Annotated in this window: 23 protein-coding genes; 17 read left to right on the forward strand and 6 right to left on the reverse strand. The window is 47.2% G+C overall.

Annotated elements, in window-relative coordinates:
* Positions 1–39 precede the first annotated feature (39 nt).
* Complete coding sequence (locus EK374_RS00335; RefSeq protein ID WP_127019102.1) at positions 40–525, reverse strand: FKBP-type peptidyl-prolyl cis-trans isomerase; 486 nt, start codon at positions 523–525, stop codon at positions 40–42.
* A gap of 11 nt (positions 526–536) precedes the next feature.
* Positions 537–1,511, reverse strand: a complete 975-nt coding sequence (gene ygfZ / locus EK374_RS00340) for a tRNA-modifying protein YgfZ (RefSeq protein WP_127019104.1) — start codon at positions 1,509–1,511, stop codon at positions 537–539.
* Positions 1,512–1,625: 114 nt separating this feature from the next.
* Here ygfZ and EK374_RS00345 point away from each other — a divergent pair, with 114 nt between their 5' ends.
* Both EK374_RS00345 and EK374_RS00350 read left to right on the forward strand, forming a co-directional pair.
* The gene (locus EK374_RS00345; RefSeq protein ID WP_127019106.1) at positions 1,626–1,877 is read left to right on the forward strand and encodes an FAD assembly factor SdhE; all 252 of its coding nucleotides are present in this window, start codon (positions 1,626–1,628) and stop codon (positions 1,875–1,877) included.
* The gene (locus EK374_RS00350) at positions 1,855–2,301 is read left to right on the forward strand and encodes a protein YgfX (RefSeq protein ID WP_127019108.1); all 447 of its coding nucleotides are present in this window, start codon (positions 1,855–1,857) and stop codon (positions 2,299–2,301) included. The genes EK374_RS00345 and EK374_RS00350 overlap by 23 nt, the downstream gene beginning before the upstream one ends.
* Here the strand turns inward: EK374_RS00350 and nadB are convergent.
* Positions 2,284–3,888 carry an L-aspartate oxidase gene (gene nadB, locus EK374_RS00355; RefSeq protein ID WP_127019110.1) on the reverse strand — a complete coding sequence of 535 codons (1,605 nt, stop codon included), beginning with the start codon at positions 3,886–3,888 and terminating at the stop codon, positions 2,284–2,286. The two genes, EK374_RS00350 and nadB, sit on opposite strands and share 18 nt — an antisense overlap.
* 212 nt (positions 3,889–4,100) lie before the next feature.
* Here nadB and rpoE point away from each other — a divergent pair, with 212 nt between their 5' ends.
* The 11 genes from rpoE (at position 4,101) to acpS (ending at position 12,974) form a co-directional block, all read left to right on the forward strand.
* Positions 4,101–4,676 carry an RNA polymerase sigma factor RpoE gene (gene rpoE / locus EK374_RS00360; RefSeq protein ID WP_127019112.1) on the forward strand — a complete coding sequence of 192 codons (576 nt, stop codon included), beginning with the start codon at positions 4,101–4,103 and terminating at the stop codon, positions 4,674–4,676.
* Positions 4,677–4,699: 23 nt separating this feature from the next.
* A complete protein-coding gene (locus tag EK374_RS00365) occupies positions 4,700–5,338 on the forward strand; it encodes a sigma-E factor negative regulatory protein (protein ID WP_127019114.1) in 639 nt (212 codons plus the stop codon).
* A 2-nt stretch (positions 5,339–5,340) separates the two neighbouring features.
* Positions 5,341–6,264, forward strand: a complete 924-nt coding sequence (locus EK374_RS00370; protein WP_127019115.1) for a MucB/RseB C-terminal domain-containing protein — start codon at positions 5,341–5,343, stop codon at positions 6,262–6,264.
* Positions 6,265–6,723, forward strand: coding sequence for a SoxR reducing system RseC family protein (locus EK374_RS00375; RefSeq protein ID WP_127019117.1), 459 nt, complete (start codon positions 6,265–6,267; stop codon positions 6,721–6,723). It abuts the gene before it with no gap.
* Positions 6,724–6,883: 160 nt separating this feature from the next.
* A complete protein-coding gene (lepA, locus tag EK374_RS00380; RefSeq protein WP_127019119.1) occupies positions 6,884–8,683 on the forward strand; it encodes a translation elongation factor 4 in 1,800 nt (599 codons plus the stop codon).
* A gap of 14 nt (positions 8,684–8,697) precedes the next feature.
* On the forward strand, positions 8,698–9,621 hold the full coding sequence (lepB, locus tag EK374_RS00385; RefSeq protein WP_127019121.1) for a signal peptidase I: 924 nt from the start codon (positions 8,698–8,700) through the stop codon (positions 9,619–9,621).
* Positions 9,621–10,295, forward strand: coding sequence for a ribonuclease III (rnc, locus tag EK374_RS00390; protein ID WP_127019123.1), 675 nt, complete (start codon positions 9,621–9,623; stop codon positions 10,293–10,295). Before lepB ends, rnc begins: the two co-directional genes overlap by 1 nt.
* Positions 10,285–11,181: a GTPase Era gene (gene era, locus EK374_RS00395; RefSeq protein WP_127019125.1), complete on the forward strand. Its 897-nt coding sequence runs from the start codon at positions 10,285–10,287 to the stop codon at positions 11,179–11,181. Before rnc ends, era begins: the two co-directional genes overlap by 11 nt.
* A 1-nt stretch (position 11,182) precedes the next feature.
* A complete protein-coding gene (gene recO, locus EK374_RS00400; RefSeq protein WP_127019127.1) occupies positions 11,183–11,863 on the forward strand; it encodes a DNA repair protein RecO in 681 nt (226 codons plus the stop codon).
* 2 nt (positions 11,864–11,865) lie between these two features.
* Positions 11,866–12,597, forward strand: a complete 732-nt coding sequence (pdxJ, locus tag EK374_RS00405; RefSeq protein WP_127019129.1) for a pyridoxine 5'-phosphate synthase — start codon at positions 11,866–11,868, stop codon at positions 12,595–12,597.
* Positions 12,597–12,974, forward strand: coding sequence for a holo-ACP synthase (gene acpS, locus EK374_RS00410; protein WP_127019131.1), 378 nt, complete (start codon positions 12,597–12,599; stop codon positions 12,972–12,974). Before pdxJ ends, acpS begins: the two co-directional genes overlap by 1 nt.
* A gap of 138 nt (positions 12,975–13,112) precedes the next feature.
* Here the strand turns inward: acpS and EK374_RS00415 are convergent, their stop codons facing one another.
* On the reverse strand, positions 13,113–13,892 hold the full coding sequence (locus EK374_RS00415) for a hypothetical protein (RefSeq protein ID WP_127019133.1): 780 nt from the start codon (positions 13,890–13,892) through the stop codon (positions 13,113–13,115).
* A 515-nt stretch (positions 13,893–14,407) separates the two neighbouring features.
* Between EK374_RS00415 and EK374_RS00420 the strand changes: the two genes are divergently transcribed.
* Together EK374_RS00420 and EK374_RS00425 are read left to right on the forward strand one after the other, a co-directional pair.
* Complete coding sequence (locus EK374_RS00420; RefSeq protein WP_127019135.1) at positions 14,408–14,797, forward strand: hypothetical protein; 390 nt, start codon at positions 14,408–14,410, stop codon at positions 14,795–14,797.
* Positions 14,798–14,954: 157 nt separating this feature from the next.
* A complete protein-coding gene (locus EK374_RS00425; protein ID WP_127019137.1) occupies positions 14,955–15,971 on the forward strand; it encodes an IS110 family RNA-guided transposase in 1,017 nt (338 codons plus the stop codon).
* Between the two features lie 922 nt (positions 15,972–16,893).
* Here EK374_RS00425 and EK374_RS00430 read toward each other — a convergent pair.
* Together EK374_RS00430 and EK374_RS00435 are read right to left on the reverse strand one after the other, a co-directional pair.
* The gene (locus EK374_RS00430; RefSeq protein ID WP_127019137.1) at positions 16,894–17,910 is read right to left on the reverse strand and encodes an IS110 family RNA-guided transposase; all 1,017 of its coding nucleotides are present in this window, start codon (positions 17,908–17,910) and stop codon (positions 16,894–16,896) included.
* Between the two features lie 139 nt (positions 17,911–18,049).
* Positions 18,050–19,228: a hypothetical protein gene (locus EK374_RS00435; protein ID WP_127019139.1), complete on the reverse strand. Its 1,179-nt coding sequence runs from the start codon at positions 19,226–19,228 to the stop codon at positions 18,050–18,052.
* Positions 19,229–19,405: 177 nt separating this feature from the next.
* Between EK374_RS00435 and EK374_RS00440 the strand changes: the two genes are divergently transcribed.
* Together EK374_RS00440 and EK374_RS00445 are read left to right on the forward strand one after the other, a co-directional pair.
* A complete protein-coding gene (locus EK374_RS00440) occupies positions 19,406–20,194 on the forward strand; it encodes an SAM-dependent methyltransferase (RefSeq protein ID WP_127019141.1) in 789 nt (262 codons plus the stop codon).
* A 1-nt stretch (position 20,195) separates the two neighbouring features.
* Positions 20,196–20,732, forward strand: coding sequence for a GNAT family N-acetyltransferase (locus EK374_RS00445; RefSeq protein ID WP_127019143.1), 537 nt, complete (start codon positions 20,196–20,198; stop codon positions 20,730–20,732).
* Positions 20,733–20,810 lie beyond the last annotated feature (78 nt).

Raw genomic sequence — 20,810 nt, forward strand, 5'->3', positions numbered from 1 at the left:
GGGTAAAAAAACGGAGTCTTGCGACTCCGTTGATTTTGTTTAGTGTCCGGCGTGGCCGTCTAAACCATGCACATGGCCATGAGCCAATTCTTCGTCTGTGGCATCGCGGACTAAAATCACTTCCACATCAAAAGTCAGGTCAATGCCTGACAGTGGGTGATTACCGTCTACAACCACTTCGTCTTCTGTCACGTCTAATACAATAACTGACTGCTCACGGCCGTCCGGGCCTGCAGCGCGAAAACGCATGCCAACCTGCACATCCATGCCTTCGAATAAATTACGTGGTACCGCCTGAGTTAACTCATCGTGGCGATCACCATAGGCTTCTGCTGCTGGTACTTCAGCTTTGAATTTGTCGCCCACAGTTTTACCCAGTAAAGCCTGCTCTAAACCGTGAATTAAAGCGCCAGTACCAAAAATAAATACCAGCGGTTCTCCGCCAGCTGAACTATCTAATTCGTTGCCTGCTTTGTCAGCCACAGTGTAATGAATGGCGACTACTTTTTCTGCTTGTATGCTCATGCAAACCTCAGTTACGCGAGTGAATAGGGCAAAGGTGATATAACTACAACCGATGCATCCGGAGTTGCTAATCGCAGTGGATCAGCTGGGTTAATATCGTTCGGTAACACCGCCAACACCCAAAGTTGCCCCTGAATATTCACCGCATTAATGACCTGGCCAACCCGACGCCAGTTTTCCGACCATTGTACTTCAATATCTGTACCGCTGGCCGGAGTTTCCTCAGTCTGACTTTTGAGGATGTAAGCTGCTCTTTTATTTTTACCCAGATATTTCATTCGGGCCACAGTTTCCTGGCCTATATAACAACCTTTGGTAAAACTAATGGCGTCGATACTTTGTAAATTCAGCATCTGTGGCACATATTCGCCGATCACTGCCTGCTCTAAATAGGAAAAACCCTGCTGGATATGCTGGGCTAACCATAAGGTTGGAGCTGCTAAGTAGGCGGATTGTTCCGTCAATAATTGCCTGGCATGAGCAAAATCCAGCACTAACAGGTAATGCTCATCAGCTAAACGCAGCAATTTACCGCCAGCAACTGAGCTTAACTGGCCGGCAGCGGCCGGCTGGGTATACCCCAATTTCTCTAATAAAGCGGCACTACCGACACCACTGATCCCCAAAATCGCCAGACTGTCATGGCCTGCCTCAAAGCTGACTTTAGAAAACACGCCAAATTTTTTCAGTTGAGTGGCTGAGGCCTGCAGTTCGTCACGAAAGCCTATGTACCACAAGGCGTCGCCGTCGGCACATAAATGAAACTGGGCCCACATTTTACCTTTGGCATCACAATGAGCGCCGCGCAAGAAGTTTTCGGCTGTCAAAGTGTTTAAATCCGCAGTCACCTGACCTTGCAGGTATTTTCGGTTATCCGGCCCTGCAATAATGAGGCTCTCAAAGCCCGGCAGCGGACTGATAAAGGCGCCTTGCACCGAAGTCGATAAAGAAGCGAGTTGATCTGCACTGATCCAGGATGCTTGCATAAGGGTAAGTCTCTTAGAATACTAAGTCGATCATTGGGGGATTTAGCCAAAAGCTCAACCCCTGTATGGTTTTTTTGTTAGAATCCGGCTATTACCAACAAAAGGAAAGCTGTAATGAAAGAATTAATGGGTAAACCCCGCCTGCGTTGGGCCTGTCGTCGTGGCATGCTGGAACTGGATGTTTTGTTGGCTCCTTTTGTTGAAGAAGGTTATGACGCGTTAACAGATGCACAAAAATACACTTTTGAAGCCTTATTAGCCTGTGACGATCCGGATTTGTTCGCCTGGTTTATGGGCCATGGCAAATCCACCGATCCAGAGCTGCAGGCTATGGTGAATATCATTGTTAACAGAGTACGGGTATAACCTTAGTTTTGTGCCATCCCGTATGCGCCGGATTGTCTATCTGGCGCAAAGCTTATTCATACTGCTTATTTTCCTGCTGCAACCTTTTTACGCGCTATGGTGGCTGGTGCTTTGGCCCTGGTTATTTTTTTGTTTTTATCAACTGTTACGGCAATGGCAGGAACCCGTCAAAGCGCGACTGCTGTTTTTAAGTGAAAAGGGCGAACTGAAGTGGTGGCAGGATGAACTGCCCGCCGGGCAGTTGTCGGCAGAGTCTTTAGTGTCGCAGCTAGGGATTTGGTTACGCTGGCAGGACACAGAACAGCAGCCACAGCAATTATGGTTATACAGAGATAACTTATCGGAAGAACACTTTCGCAGTCTGGCTCGGGTATGCCAGACTGTGAAATGGCAACATCACGCCGATTCAGCGAACCGGCGTTAATATGGTAGGGGTGGGTTCTGCTAACTGATCCGGATAATCCAAATTGTAATGCAGGCCGCGACTTTCTTTACGTGCCATGGCACTGCGGATAATCAGCTCCGCTACCATAGTTAAATTACGCAGCTCCAGTAAGTTGTTACTGACCCTGAAATTACGGTAATAATCCTGAATTTCACGCTGTAATAATTCAACTCTGTGCAAGGCCCGCTCTAAGCGTTTTTCCGTGCGAACTATGCCAACATAATCCCACATAAACAGGCGTAACTCGTGCCAGTTGTGAGTAATCACTACCTCTTCATCTGAATCAATTACCCGACTTTCATCCCAGCTGGGCAAACCGGAGATCAGGCTGGTTGAGTCCAATTGTTGCTTTATATGCCGCGCTGCAGCTTGAGCGAAAACGATACATTCCAGCAAAGAATTACTGGCCATGCGGTTCGCGCCATGCAGACCTGTGTAGGCTACTTCACCTACGGCATACAGATTATCAATATCAGTTTGGCCATTGAGGTTCGTCATCACACCACCACAAGTGTAATGCGCTGCCGGCACCACAGGAATAGGCTGCTTAGTGATGTCTATGCCGACACTTAAGCATTTGGCGTAAATAGTCGGGAAATGCTCAATAATGAAGTCTTTTGGCTTATGGCTAATGTCCAGATAGACACAATGAGCCCCTAACTTTTTCATTTCATAGTCGATGGCGCGGGCCACGATATCGCGTGGCGCTAATTCAGCTCTTTCATCAAAATCCGGCATAAATCTGCTGCCATCAGGTCGCTTCAGATAAGCCCCTTCACCACGCATAGCTTCGGTGATCAGATAATTTTGCGCTTCAGGATGATACAAACTGGTTGGGTGGAATTGATTAAATTCCATATTCGCCACGCTGCAACCGGCCCGCCAGGCCATAGCTATGCCATCGCCGCTGGCTACATCAGGATTACTGGTGTACAGATAAACTTTACTGGCACCGCCTGTTGCCAGCGCAATGCATTTAGCACCTATCACTTCAACATGCTCTTCGTCACGGTTCCAAACATAAGCGCCGTGACACTTTTGTTCGGCTAAACCTAACTTTCGGGAGGTGATTAAATCTATCGCGTTGTAATTTTCCAGCAACTGAATATTCGGATGGCCTTTAACTTGCTCAACTAGCGTGATTTGCACTGCACGGCCAGTGGCATCTGCAGCATGCAAAATACGTCTGTGGCTATGACCACCTTCACGGGTCAGATGGTATTTTAGTACGCCATCTTCATCTTTGTACTGATCAAAAGGCACCCCCTGAGCTATTAACCACTCCATAGCGTCTTTGGCGTGCTCAGCAGTAAATTGCACAGCAGCTGCTTCGCATAAACCTGCGCCAGCTATTAAGGTATCGTCCACATGAGAGGCAATACTGTCATTTTCATCGAAAACAGCGGCTATGCCGCCCTGAGCATATAAGGTAGAGCCTTCACGTAAGGGGCCTTTACTCAACACTATCACTTTGGCAGTGTCGGCCAGATGCAAAGCCAGCGATAAACCCGCAGCGCCGCTGCCGATAATTAATACGTCACAAAGATGTTTTTTTTGTTGTTGCATGGGATACACTTATTCAGTCAAAAACACATAAATGTCTGTAATTTGGGTCTTTATACGCTACTTTCCGGCAGCTGGCCGTGCTATCTGCGGCAAATTGTAACTTTTTTTACTTATTCGCAGAACTATTCATATAGCTTCCAGTCATAAGGGTACGCTTGACGAGCGCCAGTTGCAAAAAGAAAGTAGTATTTAGCATTAGGGGAAAGGCTCGGATGAGCGAGCAAGAATTGGATTGGCAGATTGTCCAGCGGGTACAGCAAGGGGATAAAGCAGCTTTTAACCTGTTGGTGAAAAAATACCAACATAGAATTGCGAACTTAATCTCTCGTTATGTCTCTAACCATGGCGATGTAGCAGACGTAGCTCAGGAAGCCTTTATTAAAGCTTACCGTGCTATTCCTGGCTTTCGTGGCGAGAGTGCATTTTACACCTGGTTGTACCGGATAGCTGTGAACAGCGCTAAAAATTACCTGGTAGCGACGGGACGCAAGCCACCATCTACAGACGTAGATGCGGACGATGCCGAGTTTTATGACGGCAGCGATGCGTTAAAAGAGCAAGATTCTCCGGAAAAACTATTGTTATCTGAAGAAATCCGGCACGTCGTGTTCGATACCATCGAAAAGTTGCCAGACGAGTTGCGTACAGCTATAACCTTGCGCGAATTGGATGGTTTAAGTTACGAAGAGATTGCGGAAGTGATGGGTTGCCCTATAGGGACAGTCAGAAGTCGTATTTTCCGTGCACGTGAAGCTATTGATGCGCAGTTAAGACCGCTCATTAGCTGAACCTCTACTAAACAGGAATCGGTATGTCGTCAGAAAAATCAGATTGGCTCTCGGCCGCTAGTGATAACCAAGCTATCAGTCCGGAACAATTAGACCGTTTACTGCAAGATGCTGAATTACAGCAAAGCTTTGCGCGTTATCATTTGATTGGTGCAGCCATTCGTAATGAGTTGCCAGCTCAACTAGATATGCAGTTTGCAGATAACTTTGCCAGCCTGTTGGATCAGGAACCTGCTTATCAGTTAGAGAGCAGCCCTAAAGTGCACAAACAGAATGCGCCAGTATCGTTTTGGACAAAACTGGGTGAAGCCGCCAATACAGGTTGGTTTAAAACCGGCTTTCAGGGCACTGTCGCCGCCAGCGTGGCACTAATTGCAGTGTTAGGCGTGCAACAATTTCAGAGCGCTGGTCAGGATTCAGATCTGAACTCGCCTTTACCTGTGTTACAAACCCAGCCTGTTGCCGGTTTTGCTACTCCGGTCAGCCTGAGCCAGACTTCAGTGGATTCCCGTTTTGAACAGGAACAACGTCAGGCTATGCTGGAACAACAAAAACGTTTGCAGCAATTACTGCAAGCCCACCGTCAGCAAATCAGAGTGATGGACACTGCGCAGCAGAGCACTCCAGAAACTCCAGCTGAGAAACCAAGACAAGAGCAATAAATATGGGTTGGAAAGGCTTAAGCTGTGCCTTGATCATCTTGTTATACTCCAACCTGAGCTTCGCCGAAGTCTCGGGTTGGGATTGGTTTGAGCGTAGCCAAAGCTCAGTCCGTCAATTTAATTTCGAAGCCTCTTTTGTTGTCATCAAACCTAACCAAGTCGACAGTTACCGTTGGGTACATGGCGTTGATAATGGCTCTGAGATAGAGCAATTGATGCCGCTGGAGCAAAGTGGTGTTGAGATACTGCGTCGTGATCAACTGGTTTATTATATTGCGCCTGAAAAAGCCCCTTTAGCCACAAGCAGCAATACCATCAAAGAATTACCTGCTTTGTTATATCGTGATATTACCTCGATCAAAACTTTGTATGATGCAGTACCTGGTGGCTCCACTCAATTATCTGGCCGCTCTGCACAATTATTGCGGTTAACACCGCTGCAAAATGGCAGGCCAGGCTATTGGCTATGGCTAGATAGCCAAACCGGTTTTCCACTTAAAATTGATACTTTGACGGTGCAAAACGAGGTGTTGGAACGCTGGGTTGTGACTCATATTCAGCCGCATACTGCATTGCCTGAGGCTTTGAGTGTGGCCGCTAATGCTGTATTACCTGCAGTTGCCGAGGCTATGCCAACTACAGCTTTGCCCGAAAGTCCGCTGGAGCTGTCCTGGTTACCTGAAGGTTATCAACAAGTGGCTGTCACAGCTGCTATGGTGCCACCACAAGTGCTGGAACAATGGCTATTGTCCGATGGTTTGCATCAAGTGTCTGTGTTTGTGCAGCCTAGTGCAAGCTTGCCCGCTCAAGCGTTCCGTGATGGTGCTACGACCATTTTCGTGATGCCTAAAAATCAGTTTGACGTGACAGTGATAGGCCCGGTGTCTATTGAAAATGCCCGTCAAATTGCCGAGTCGGTGCGTTAAATGCTCGAAGAAATTGCCACTGTGATGAAAAGCCAGAGCGATGGCGTCTGGTTGAAAACCCAAAGTGTCAGCAGCTGTAATGCCTGTCAGGCTAACAATGACTGCGGCACAGGCGTGGTCGCTAAAGCTTTAACTCCCCGTGAAAACCTGTTTTTTGTCAAAAGTGGCTTACAGCTGTTGGAAGGTCAAAAAGTAAAAATTGCGGTCAGTGAGCAACATCTGTTGTCTGCGGCCGCTTTATTGTACTTGCTGCCGTTGTTTTGTCTGATAGCTGTGGCTGCATTGCTCAGTCGTTTGCAATTGGCAGAAAGTGCCATAGTACTGGGATCTTTAACCGCATTAATCGCTGGTTTTGGTATGGCCCGTTTTTTCAGCGGCCCGGCAGCAAAGCAAGAACAGATCGAAATTCTTGCGGTATTGCCAGAACTGGCTGTGCAACATATCCGTATCACAGACTAATCCTTTGCCGAAATCCGCTGTAACATCTGAACACATAGCAACCAATGCAGAGATCGAGTACAATTCGCGGCAAATTTATCTGAATCAACTTTGGTGTTCGCCCGGTTTATGACCATAAGGGTCAGAGTGGGGCCACCTGATAGCAGCTTTAGCGGAAAAAATGCCAAAAATTACTCATATTCGTAACTTTTCAGTCATAGCCCACATCGACCACGGCAAATCTACGCTGTCTGATCGTCTGATCCAACACTGTGGTGGTTTAACCGATCGTGAAATGCAGGCACAGGTTTTAGATTCTATGGATCTGGAACGTGAGCGCGGCATCACCATTAAAGCGCAAAGCGTGACCCTGCATTACAAAGCTAAAGACGGTGAAACCTACCAACTGAACTTTATCGACACGCCAGGCCACGTTGACTTTACCTACGAAGTCAGCCGTTCTCTGGCTGCTTGTGAAGGTGCGTTGTTAGTAGTTGACGCAGGTCAGGGTGTAGAAGCTCAGACCGTAGCGAACTGCTACACAGCGCTGGAAATGAACCTCGAAGTTTTGCCAATTCTGAATAAAATCGACTTACCTCAAGCCGATCCGGACCGCGTGGCTGAAGAAATTGAAGACATTATCGGTATCGAAGCTGTTGGCGCGGTGCAATGTTCTGCCAAAACAGGTTTAGGTATTGAAGATGTATTGGAGACTATAGTCGCCAACATTCCTTGCCCTGAAGGTGATATCGATGGTCCTACTCAGGCCTTAATTATCGACTCATGGTTTGACCCTTACCAGGGCGTCGTGTCACTGGTGCGTGTAAAACACGGCAAAATCCAGTTAAAAGACAAAATCAAAGTGATGTCGACTGGCATGGTATATGAAGTCGACAAAGTAGGTGTGTTTACACCGAAAGCCAACAACACAGGTATTTTAAGTACAGGTGAAGTAGGTTTTGTGATCTGTGGTATCAAAGAAATTAAAGGTGCGCCGGTAGGTGATACTTTAACTTTAGCGAAAAACCCGGCTACTGAACCCTTACCAGGCTTTAAGCGGATTAAACCTCAGGTTTACGCCGGTGTTTTTCCTGTATCTTCAGACGATTACGAAGATTTCCGCGATGCGTTGGAAAAACTCAGCTTAAACGATTCGTCGTTATTCTATGAACCAGAAAGCTCCAGCGCTTTAGGTTTTGGTTTCCGTATTGGTTTCCTGGGTATGTTACACATGGAAATTATTCAGGAACGTTTAGAACGTGAATACGATCTGGACTTAATCACCACAGCGCCTACCGTAGTGTACGAAGTGATTACCAAAAATGGTGAAACCGTGATGGTCGATAACCCCAGTGCATTACCGCCAGTGGGCAATATCGATGAAATCCGTGAGCCTATAGTGGAAGCTCATATTCTGGTGCCGCAGGAATACTTAGGTAACGTGATTAACCTCTGTATTGAAAAACGTGGTGTGCAGATCAATATGACCTACCATGGTCGTCAGGTGGCTGTAGTGTACGAACTGCCAATGGCTGAAGTGGTGATGGATTTCTTTGACCGTTTAAAGTCAACCAGTCGCGGTTATGCCTCGCTGGATTACGCCTTTAAACGCTTCCAGACCTCAGATATGTCGCGGGTAGACATTCTGATTAATGGTGAACGGGTAGACGCCTTAGCTATTATTAGCCACAAAGATTTTGCCCAAAGCCGTGGCCGTGAACTGGCAGAAAAACTGAAAGATCTGATCCCTCGCCAGATGTTTGATATTGCCATTCAGGCCGCTATTGGTGCACACGTGATTGCCCGAACTACTGTGAAGCAGTTACGCAAAAACGTATTGGCTAAATGTTATGGCGGTGATATCAGCCGGAAGAAAAAGCTGTTACAGAAGCAAAAAGACGGTAAAAAACGTATGAAGCAGGTAGGTAATGTGGAAGTTCCACAAGAAGCCTTCCTTGCCATTCTTAAAGTCGGTAAATAACAACAAGGGCAGTTATGGCAGGTTATTTTGCAATTCTCCTCGTAGTATTGACTTTGGCCAGTGGTTTAATCTGGCTGATCGACATACTGGTATTTGCGCCTAAACGCAAAGTTAAAGTTGCGACCGCTCAGGCTGCTGCAGCCGGCGGCCTGCCATTACATGCTATTGAACAACTGGAAAAACCTTCTTATCTGGCAGAAACAGCCAAAGAAATTTTCCCGTTAATTCTGGCCATTACCATTATCCGTTCGTTTTTATACGAGCCGTTCCAGATCCCATCAGGTTCAATGATGCCAACCTTATTGGTCGGCGACTTTATTCTGGTGGAGAAGTTTTCATACGACGTCAAAGACCCGGTGTGGCGCAAGTCGTTGATCACTACGGGTCGGCCAGAACGGGGTGACGTGATTGTATTTAAGTACCCTGTTGATCCTACTGTCGATTTTATTAAACGCACAGTTGGCTTACCGGGTGACCGCATTATTTACAAAAATAAGCAGTTGTACATCCAGCCTGCTTGCACAGCGGCAGACAAAAGCACTTGTCCGGGATTAGAGGCTGTGCCTTTAACTCTGCAAGCTGAAGGTGAGTTTATGGATGGTGAATTACCTACTAAACGCTATTCAGAGCAATTGGGTGAACGTAAGCACGACATACTGCAGCATCCGTTTAATGCTGAGCAGTTGATGAACTATTACAAGCAGCCTGGTACTGCGATTGAAGAGTTTATCGTGCCTGAAGGTCATTACTTTGCCATGGGCGATAATCGCGATAAAAGTAGTGATAGCCGTTTCTGGGGTTTTGTACCTGAAGAAAATCTGGTGGGTAAAGCAGTATTTATCTGGATGAGTTTTGAATTTAGCGACGATCCGAACAACTGGCTGCCTGCATGGGTACCGGTCGGAGTGCGTTTTGAACGATTAGGCAAAATTAATTAATGCAAAAACCTGTCAGCGGCCTGATGAAAAAGCTGGGTTACCAGTTTCAACAGGTCGCGTTGCTTGAACAAGCCCTGACTCACCGCAGTTGTAAAGGTGAACACAATGAACGGCTGGAATTCTTAGGTGATGCCTTGCTCAGCATGGTGATTGCTGAAGCCCTGTATAACCACTTCCCGAAAGCCCGTGAAGGCGATTTAACCCGTATGCGCTCCTCTTTGGTCAAAGGCATCACTTTGGCTGAAATAGCCAAAGAACTGGAACTGGCTGAATACTTGCGGCTTGGCCCTGGCGAAATGAAAAGCGGTGGCTTACGCCGCGAATCTATCCAGGCAGACGCAGTGGAAGCCATACTGGGTGCTATCTTTTTAGACGCCGGTATCGAAGCCTGTAAAGAACGGATATTAAGCTGGTTTGGTAGCCGTTTAACCGGTATTCAGCCAAGCGTACAAAAAGACAGTAAAACTCAGCTGCAGGAATATCTGCAGGGGCGTCGTTTACCTTTACCTTTGTACGAAGTGATCGATACTCAAGGTGACGACCACGATCAGGTGTTCACTGTGCGTTGTACTGTGCAGGGCAGAGCCCCTGTGATCGCGTCTGGTAATTCCAGACGTAAAGCTGAACAGGATTCAGCACGGATTTTGTTGGAACAAGTTAAAAATGACCTCTGAAACTTTTGCCGGACTGGTTGCCATAGTTGGCCGTCCGAACGTGGGTAAGTCCACATTATTAAACCAGCTGGTGGGTCAGAAGGTCAGTATTACTTCGCGTAAACCACAGACCACCCGTCACCGTATTGTTGGCATAGACACACAAGATAATTACCAGACGGTTTATGTTGATACACCAGGTCTGCATATCGAAGAAAAACGTGCTATCAACCGTCTGATGAACAAAGCTGCAGCCAGCACTATTCTGGATGTGGAACTGATTATTTTTGTGGTCGAAGGCACCCGCTGGACAGACGACGACCAGATGGTATTAAACCGTCTGATCGCGGCAAAAAAGCCGGTGCTGTTAGTGGTGAATAAAGTCGACTTATACAAAGACAAAGAAGAGTTGTTACCGCATTTACAGTGGCTGAGCAGCCAGCTGAATTTCCAGCAGATCATTCCGTTATCTGCGGAAAAAGGCACCAATGTGCAGGAACTACGTGCGCTGGTACAAAAACAATTACCGCCATGTGAATTCTTTTTCCCTGAAGAATATGTGACCGACCGCAGCAGCCGCTTTATGGCGTCCGAAATAGTACGGGAAAAGCTGATGCGTTTCCTCGGTGACGAATTGCCTTATGCAGTGACGGTTGAAATTGAACGCTTTAAATGGGAAGAAAAACACTACCATATCGCCGCTTTAGTGCTGGTTGAACGCGACACCCAAAAGCAGATGGTGATAGGTAAAAAAGGCGAACGCATTAAAACCATCGCCACTGAAGCCCGCAAAGATATGGAAACCTTATTTGAACAGCCGGTGTTTTTGCAGGTCTGGGTCAAAGTGAAATCAGGCTGGGCTGATGACGAGCGCGCTTTGCGCAGCTTAGGTTACGGCGAAGACTAAAATGGACAATCGCAGCTGGCCAGCTTTTATTCTGCACAGCCGCGCTTTTAAGGAACAGCAGTTGTTATTGCAGCTGCTGGTACCTGAACTGGGGCGGGTCAGCGCTGTGATCCGCAAATCCAGCAGTAAGAAACAACAACGCTTGTCGCTACAGCCTTTCCAGTTATTACAACTGGAGCTGTTGGGCCGATCTGAATTAAAGACTGTCAGTAAAGCGGAAGAAGCAGGCCCAGCCTTTTTGCTGCAAGGCGAAAAGCTATTTGGCGCCATGTATTTAAACGAGCTGATTTGCCGTTTATGGCCGGAAAACGTTGGTTCGGACGCGTTATTTGAGTTGTATCAACAGAGTTTGCAGCAACTACTCACTGAAGATCTTGAACCCTGTTTACGTCAGTTTGAATTTTCCCTGCTGACCGAGTTAGGCCAGCCTGTGGACTGGGATTACGATTCTGAAGGTGAAGCTTTGCAAGACGGTGCTTTGTATCAATGGTGGCCCGAGCAAGGCTGGCAAATTGCCGGCAAAGGCTGGAAAGGCGAAGTACTCAAAGCCATAGGCCAGCAGCAATGGCAGCAAAACGACGTATTAAAAACCGCCAAGCAATTAAGCCGCTTATTATTAGCGCCTTTACTTGGTAGCAAACCTTTAAGTAGCAGAGCATTATTTCAACCTGTCAGGAACTAGCTATGAGCGCCATTTATTTAGGTATCAATATCGATCACGTCGCCACTTTACGTCAGGCCCGTGGCACTTATTACCCTGAACCTGTGCATGCGGCTTTATTGGCTGAGCAATTTGGCGCTGATGGTATTACGGTGCATTTACGTGAAGACCGCCGTCATATTCAGGACCGTGATTTATTTGTGTTGCGTCAAACCATAGCCACCCGGTTAAATTTTGAAATGGCCGTGACTGAAGAAATGTTAGGCATTGCGGCCCAGCTCAAGCCTGAATTCTGTTGTTTGGTGCCGGAAAAACGCCAGGAATTAACCACAGAAGGTGGTCTGGAAGTAGCAGGTCAGTTCGATAAAATTCAGGATGCTGTGCATCGCCTGCAGCAAGACAATATTTTAGTCTCCTTGTTTATTGACGCCGATGAAAAACAAATAACTGCGGCAGCCAAAGCCGGTGCGCCTTATATTGAAATTCATACAGGTCAGTACGCTGAGGCGACGGATCCTAAAAAGCAAAAAGCAGAACTGCAGCGGATCACTGAAGCCGCTGCTTATGCCGCTTCCTTGGGTTTAACAGTCAATGCTGGTCACGGCCTGCATTACCATAACGTACAGCCTATAGCCGCTATTCCCCAGATGTACGAGCTGAATATTGGTCATGCTATTGTGGCCCGCGCTATCTTCTCTGGTTTAGGCCCGGCAGTAGCTGAAATGAAACGCCTGATGGTGGAGGCGCGCCGTTAATGGCCATTGTTGGTTTAGGCACGGACATAATTGAAATAGCGCGTATAGAGCAAAGCCTGACGCGCTCTCCCCGTTTAGTGCAACGGGTATTGACGGAGTCTGAGCAGCAAATTTTAGCGGCCCATGGCCAGCCTGCACGGTATTTCGCCAAACGTTTTGCCGCTAAAGAAGCGGCAGCAAAGGCGCTTGGCACCGGCATTGGCCGAGGTATTTCCTTCCAGCATTTTACCGTCAGTAACGACCCTTCAGGTCGGCCGCAACTTGAACTGACAGGCCCTGCCAAAGCGCTGGCTGATTCAATGCAAGTGCGCTCAGTCTGGCTCTCCATCAGCGACGAGCAGGCGTATGCCTGTGCTACAGTTATTCTTGAATCCTAGCCGCGCCCTAACGAATGGATTATCAGGGCGTACTTAAGTTCAGAGTGCGCCACGAACTCCGGCAAATCATCGCTTGCTATGGGGATGAGTGACAGGCTGAAATTCGTGGGCATCCCTCAGGACCTGGTCCAATAAAGCTTAACTGGCGGTCCCGTTCACTTCGCCATTCAGATAGGCTTTGATTTGTTGGCCCATCATAGTGAAGTAATCAAGAATGCTCTGGCGTACCGGTTCCATTTCTGACGCTGTTATGTTCTGAAAATCTTTCGGGTCTTCAAAATTGTCCAGTATTTTATGTTTCGCTTGATAATTAGTCAGCGTTTCCAGTTTCGGCATCAGCGTCAGGTCGACAGGCTGATGAATGGTTTCAACACTGATAGCAAAAGCGGCAGAGCTGAAGTAGTTGTCCATACCTAAAAAGCTGCGGGTAAACAGACCGTAGCCCTGGCTGTAAAACTCGTTGCAGCCATAGTTACCGCATTCGAGATAAGCCAGAGACGGGGTTTCATACACGCTGATCACGACTTGGATCCCTTCGGCCAGCAGGCGTTTGCGCAGCAGGTCCTGCTCCATCGTAAATTGCCAGTTTTGATCCCGCACTTCGACAAAGTTCAGAGGTTGCAATGGCATCCGATTCCATTTGCTCAGGTCCACCACCTCAAAACGTTCAGGCCGCTCTAACTGAGCTTTTAAGGTGTCAAAAATGCTGTTGGACATCTGCCATTGAAAAGGGTAACTGGTATTGAAATTATTAAATACAGTGGTGCCTATATGGCTGTGATTGACATTGTCTCCTGCTACAACCAACACTCCTATTTTGGTTTTAGCAGGTAAATTCAGGCTGGGTGTAGGTGGAACATAGGTAGTGGCACAAGCACTCAACAGCAGGCTTAATGCCAGGGCAAGCCAAACTTTCATAAGCTTTCCTTAGTAAAAAAATCCAGTGGAAATGAATGGGAAAAATCCTGCTTTTTATAGCAGTAAGTTTACTGTTTTTAAACAACTTTATTCACTGGGGTATGCACTGAAAGGCTGAGTTCTTACCCTTTGCCCCGCAGTTTAATTTGTTGAAAACATGCTAAGACATTAAAAATTAATCTTTATCTTGCTCACAGCGTCAGCTCATACATTCGACACGAACACAGCCGATTTTTAGTTGGCTCACTCAGAAGAGTATAAACCTATCTTTAGGGGTAAAACGCAAGACCTGTCACTGTTTCATGATTGCACATCTTGCAATGTGCAGTATCTGATCATAAGTCTGCGTTTGGATCAACTACCAGCTGGGTATTCAAAAAGCGTCCGTGGTCTTGCTCTATGTTTAAGATGCACAAAGTGATTATTTCCCCAAAATTGATTTTTAGTCATTCTATTGATGCTCGCGATTAGTTAACATCACAAATATATTATTTACATTTTTTATGGGTGACACTGTGCGCTTGATGCTTTTCTTGTTTTTGGTTTGCTTTTCAGCTTCTTCAGAGGCACTTATCAAAGGCTATATCGATAGCGTGAGGGCTCGCTCTGATGGAAAAGTCAGGATTAGTGGTTGGGCTTGTGATAGTGGAGTCTCATTGTCTATCAACGTGCATATTTATTTGGGTGGACCTGCAGGAAAAGGTGGCACTCTCTATAAAGGGGCAACTGCAAACCAGGCGAGCTCAACATCCATTGCGGCTAGTTGTGGCACCACAGATATTCCTCATCGCTACTCATTGGAAATGTCTCTCAACGATGTAACCCTTTGCCAGCAGTTTGAGCCCAAAAGAGCTCTGGTTAATCGAGGATTGGGCATTACGCAAAGCTCAGGCAAGACTGTATGATTCAAATCAATCCAAGTAATGAAGACGGGTTAGGTCAGGTATAATAATCTATAAAACTAAACTGAACCTTGGAGCATTTAGGGTCAGGTCTAATGTGATGACTCGCCTCCCATCCTGACTTAGGATGAGGTGACCAAACCGAAAGAGGCGAATCATCATGCTTATCAAAACATTAGGTGTAGATCTTGGCAAGCTCAGTTGTCATGTGATTGGGCAAGATCAGCACGGAAAAGTAGTAGAAAAGCGCAAAATACTGATCAGTAAGTTTGCAGAATATCTGGCAAATTTACCGCCATGCGCTGTGTTTTTTGAAGCCTGTGGTGGCGCACATCATTGGTGCCGTAAAGCCAGAAGCCTTGGCCATCGGGCTGACATGATACCGGCCAATTTCGTGAAGCCTTTTGTAAAGTCGAACAAAAACGACTTCAACGATGCCGAAGCCATTTGCGAAGCGGCACAGCGGCCGACGATGCGTTTTGCGCATGTTCGCAGTGAAGAGCAACAAGCCTTTGGCTGTTTACTCAAGTTACGTGAGCAGTTGGTAGAAGAGCGCACAGCGGTCAGCAATCAGGCGCATGCGTTTCTGTTGGAATTTGGTATTCAGCAGAAAAAGGGCCGTGCTTTTATCGGCACTGTAGCGGATATGACTGAAAATCCTGATATTAATTTACCTGAAGCGCTGCGTCTGGCGCTGTTCCGTCTGGTGGAGCGTTATAAAGCGGTTGATAAAGAAATCAGTGAGTTGGAACGGGATATCACGGCGATTAACAGCCAGAACGAGAACTGCAAGCGTATGCAAAGCATTCCGGGTGTAGGTTTAATTACCTCGAGCTTTATTGAATCATGGGCTGGCAGTTGCAACCAGTTTAAAAGTGCCAGAGACTTTGCGGCCTGGGCAGGATTAGTACCAAAACAGCATTCAACAGGCGGAGTAAGCAACCTGCTTGGGATCAGCAAACGCGGTAACAGCACGTTGCGTAAATACCTGATCCACGGTGCACGCTCGGTTATCCAATGGAAGCTCGAAGAAGATCATGCCTGGAGCCCGTGGATTAAAAAGCTGTTAAGCAGTAAGAAAAAAACAGTGGCGGTGGTCGCTATGGCCAATAAACTGGCCCGCATTATCTGGGCCGTATTAACAAAAGAGCAGAATTACGCAGCAGTCGCTGCATAAACCGGGTCACACCGAGTTTGCAACACGATGGCAATAAGGCAACAACCATGATCGGAAACCTGTCAGGGGCAAAAGCACATAGATGCTGAAGGTCTTATTAGGGCGATGATGGGCGAACAACATAGCGGGCGGGCACAACAATAAAGTGCCAACAGACTCCGGATAGATTGACGCAGACTTATTTGCTAACCGTGCTTGCAATATGGAGGCGAGTCATAGATTGCCCCTTGCCCAAAAGCAATTTGTTGATTAAATTTCAGTGATGTTAATAAACAAATAACAGAAAAAACCGTAGAGAACAGTAAATAAAACTATCTTTCAAAGATCGGGGCAAGGGGCAAGACCTGACCCTGAGGTACATCCTGAAGCTTTGTTTTCAAACCCATCACAAAAAGCTCTTCCGCGCGACTGTTCGAAACAAGCCTGAATTCTTCCGCAAAGTGCGAACTCATAAAAAGCCGGATTGGGCCGTTGTTGAAATTATTCGTTTAAAAGCTCTGATGCCAGACACAGGGTGCAGGACTTTGGCTGACTTATTTAACCGTCGTTTTGTCGCACTTCGCAGCATTTAGGGTCAGGTCTTGCCCCTTGCCCAAAAGCAATTTGTTGATTAAATTTCAGTGATGTTAATAAACAAATAACAGAAAAAACCGTAGAGAACAGTAAATAAAACTATCTTTCAAAGATCGGGGCAAGGGGCAATCTATGACTCGCCTCCATATTGCAAGCACGGTTAGCAAATAAGTCTGCGTCAATCTATCCGGAGTCTGTTGGCACTTTATTGTTGTGCCCGCCCGCTATGTTGTTCGCCCATCATCGCCCTAATAAGACCTTCAGCATCTATGTGCTTTTGCCCCTGACAGGTTTCCGATCATGGTTGTTGCCTTATTGCCATCGTGTTGCAAACTCGGTGTGACCCGGTTTATGCAGCGACTGCTGCGTAATTCTGCTCTTTTGTTAATACGGCCCAGATAATGCGGGCCAGTTTATTGGCCATAGCGACCACCGCCACTGTTTTTTTCTTACTGCTTAACAGCTTTTTAATCCACGGGCTCCAGGCATGATCTTCTTCGAGCTTCCATTGGATAACCGAGCGTGCACCGTGGATCAGGTATTTACGCAACGTGCTGTTACCGCGTTTGCTGATCCCAAGCAGGTTGCTTACTCCGCCTGTTGAATGCTGTTTTGGTACTAATCCTGCCCAGGCCGCAAAGTCTCTGGCACTTTTAAACTGGTTGCAACTGCCAGCCCATGATTCAATAAAGCTCGAGGTAATTAAACCTACACCCGGAATGCTTTGCATACGCTTGCAGTTCTCGTTCTGGCTGTTAATCGCCGTGATATCCCGTTCCAACTCACTGATTTCTTTATCAACCGCTTTATAACGCTCCACCAGACGGAACAGCGCCAGACGCAGCGCTTCAGGTAAATTAATATCAGGATTTTCAGTCATATCCGCTACAGTGCCGATAAAAGCACGGCCCTTTTTCTGCTGAATACCAAATTCCAACAGAAACGCATGCGCCTGATTGCTGACCGCTGTGCGCTCTTCTACCAACTGCTCACGTAACTTGAGTAAACAGCCAAAGGCTTGTTGCTCTTCACTGCGAACATGCGCAAAACGCATCGTCGGCCGCTGTGCCGCTTCGCAAATGGCTTCGGCATCGTTGAAGTCGTTTTTGTTCGACTTTACAAAAGGCTTCACGAAATTGGCCGGTATCATGTCAGCCCGATGGCCAAGGCTTCTGGCTTTACGGCACCAATGATGTGCGCCACCACAGGCTTCAAAAAACACAGCGCATGGCGGTAAATTTGCCAGATATTCTGCAAACTTACTGATCAGTATTTTGCGCTTTTCTACTACTTTTCCGTGCTGATCTTGCCCAATCACATGACAACTGAGCTTGCCAAGATCTACACCTAATGTTTTGATAAGCATGATGATTCGCCTCTTTCGGTTTGGTCACCTCATCCTAAGTCAGGATGGGAGGCGAGTCATCACATTAGACCTGACCCTGAGGTACTCTTCAAAGATCGGGGCAAGGGGCAAGACCTGACCCTGAGGTTTCCTGAGGTTTCTAAGTCACACCCGTACTTTGGCCTCTGGCGTTCACTGCTGTGGTCAGGTGATAGACAGTACCCGCACTGCCGCTGCTGTAGTCTGTGGTTTTATAGGCGGCACCAAAACTGTAGTCAGTGCGGATTTTAGGGCCTATGATGCTGCCAGAGCTTGGGTAGGTCAGCTCATAAGGACGGCCGTAGCTATCATAGGTGCTGGATGTGGTGTAACTCGCCCCGCCTGTGCTGATGGTTTTACTGCTGACCAGCGCTTTGCTGTTGTACAGATAACTTTCTGAATAGGCAGGAGTGACCGTGCTGTCGCAGGCCGTATTACTGGCCGTCCACTGTTTCATACCCATCAGCTGATTGACGTTGTAGCTGGCCGCTGTACTGCCATAACTCCAGCAGACTGTGCCGCTGGGGTCGTACCGCCTTATCATCTGACCTGCGTTGTTGTATTCAAACACTGTGGTTTGGGCTTTGGCATTGGTTTGGCTTATCAGCTCGCCAAAGCCATTGGTCACATAACTCCAGCTGCCTTTGTCCAGATCTGTCATGGCGTATTTGCGGCCATAGGCGTCGTAGCTGTTACTGACCCGGGTCACGCCAGCAAAGCTTGCTGTTAATAAATCACCATAGGCGTTGTAGCTAAAGCTCAGTACACTGCCTTTATGGTCTGTGGTGCTGACCGTCTGGCCTAAATAGTTGCTTTGGCTGCTTTTCGTTTTCAGTAAGGCATCGGTGTTCGTCGTGGTATAACCGCTGTAGTCCACCTTCGATACGCCACCATTGGCCATCGTGGTTTGTGTCGCCCGCCCCAAAGCGTCGTAACTCACCGTACTTACATAGCTGGACACACTGCCAATATGAGGCTCAAACACCTGAGAAGGACGGCCTTGATTATCATAAGTTTTACGGCTAACCGAATACGCGCCCGACACTGGCAGCTTGGTTTTACTGCCCACTTCGCGGCCATATTTATCAATAAACTGCTGCTGCTCCGCGCCAGTCACACTGCTGGTCACTACTTTGATATAGGCGTCCGGAAACAGGGTTTCACAGGAATTACAGAAGCTTTTGCTGACAGTGCCCGTCACCGCTGTATCACTGGCCAGCGCCCCTTTGACGGAGCTGCTGGTACTCTGGCCAAAGGCGTCAAAGTTGGTGGTGCTGCTTTGGTTATTTGGGCTTACCACAGTAATCGAGGTGATCAGTGCTGGGGTAAAACTTGCGGCTGCTACATCGAATTAACGCGAAGCAGATGTTTTAACAATCGATGCTACTGCTGTATTGGCGAGCATAAACCCTGGCCGCTACCCATGTTGAAGCGTCTTGAGGTATAAAGAGCTTACATTTGGCCGTTGGTGAAAAAGATGCAAAAAGGTAGTTTGGTGTGCGTAGGCACAGGTATGACGTTGGGTTCTCATATCAGTCCTTTATCCCGCAGTTATATAGAACAAGCTGATGTAGTTTTTGTATTAGTGGCTGACGGTACGACTGAGCTATGGGTTCAGGGCATGAATGCCGATGTACGCAGCCTGCAGCCTTATTATTGTGAAGGTCAGTCGCGTAAGATCACCTATAAACAAATGGTGGCAGCACTGCTTGCCGAAGTCCGTTTGGGCAAAAAGGTCTGTGGGGCTTTTTATGGTCATCCCGGAGTGTTTGCCTGGGTGCCACATCAGGCTATTAAAGAAGCTATAGCTGAAGGGTATCGGGCTCATATGGAGCCGGGTATTTCCGCTGAAGATTGTTTATACGCTGATTTGGGTTTAGACCCCGGCACTTATGGCTGCCAGCATTATGAAGCCAGCAACCTGATGTTTTATCAGCGCACCATCGACACCGCCGCTTATTTGATTTTATGGCAGATAGGAGTCGCAGGTGATAAATCATTGGCGAAATTCAGCACAGGCAGTGCGTATCGGGAAGTCTTGGTTGAACTGTTAAGCCAATGGTATCCGCTGGACCATCAGGTGATTTTATACGAAGCCGTCACTTTACCTATTCAACAACCTCGTATTGAGCGAATGGCTTTGTCTGATTTACCTCAAGCCCAAATGGACTTAAAAACCACTTTAGTGATACCTCCAGCCAGTGTTGCTAAGCCCAATCAGGCTATTTTAGATAAGCTAAAAGCTGTAGTAGCTCAGGACGCATAAAGTGAATACAGATTGGCATAAGGCGGCAGTTGCAGAAAACTTTGAGATCACTACAGCGCGTTTGTTGATCCGCCCTTTGGCTGAACAGGATTTACAGCTGTACCTGGATTTATACACTAATGCAGAGACTATGGTGTTTGTTGGTGAACCTTTGCCGCCCGAACAGGCCACTCATAGCTTTGAAGTGGCGTTACGATTAAATGCTAAAACCCCCTTTAAGCGGCTATTTCTGACCATTGTTGAACAAGGGCGATGTGCAGGTTTGTGTGCTATCAACCAATGGAGCAGTGAAACCGGCATAGCAGAGGTTGGCATTATGTTGCTGCGGCCCTGGCATGGTCAGGGTTATGCAACAGAAGCTCTGGGTGCATTAATTCAACGAGTGCAGCAGCAGTTTTATGGTGCAGTGATCAAAGGTGATTTAGATCCTAATAATCAGGCCGCAGTGCAGCTGGTATTAAAAACTGGCTTTCAGCCTGACGTGCACCATGCCAGAACCTATTGGGTGAAGCCGAACTATGCAATAGCGCCATTGTGATAAAAACTTAAACAGAGAACTGGTTCTGCATGCTTGTGCTTTTAATTTTATCGTTTTAAAGTGGATTTGCGTCAGCAC

This window comes from Rheinheimera mangrovi, from assembly GCF_003990335.1.
Lineage (GTDB): Bacteria > Pseudomonadota > Gammaproteobacteria > Enterobacterales > Alteromonadaceae > Pararheinheimera > Pararheinheimera mangrovi.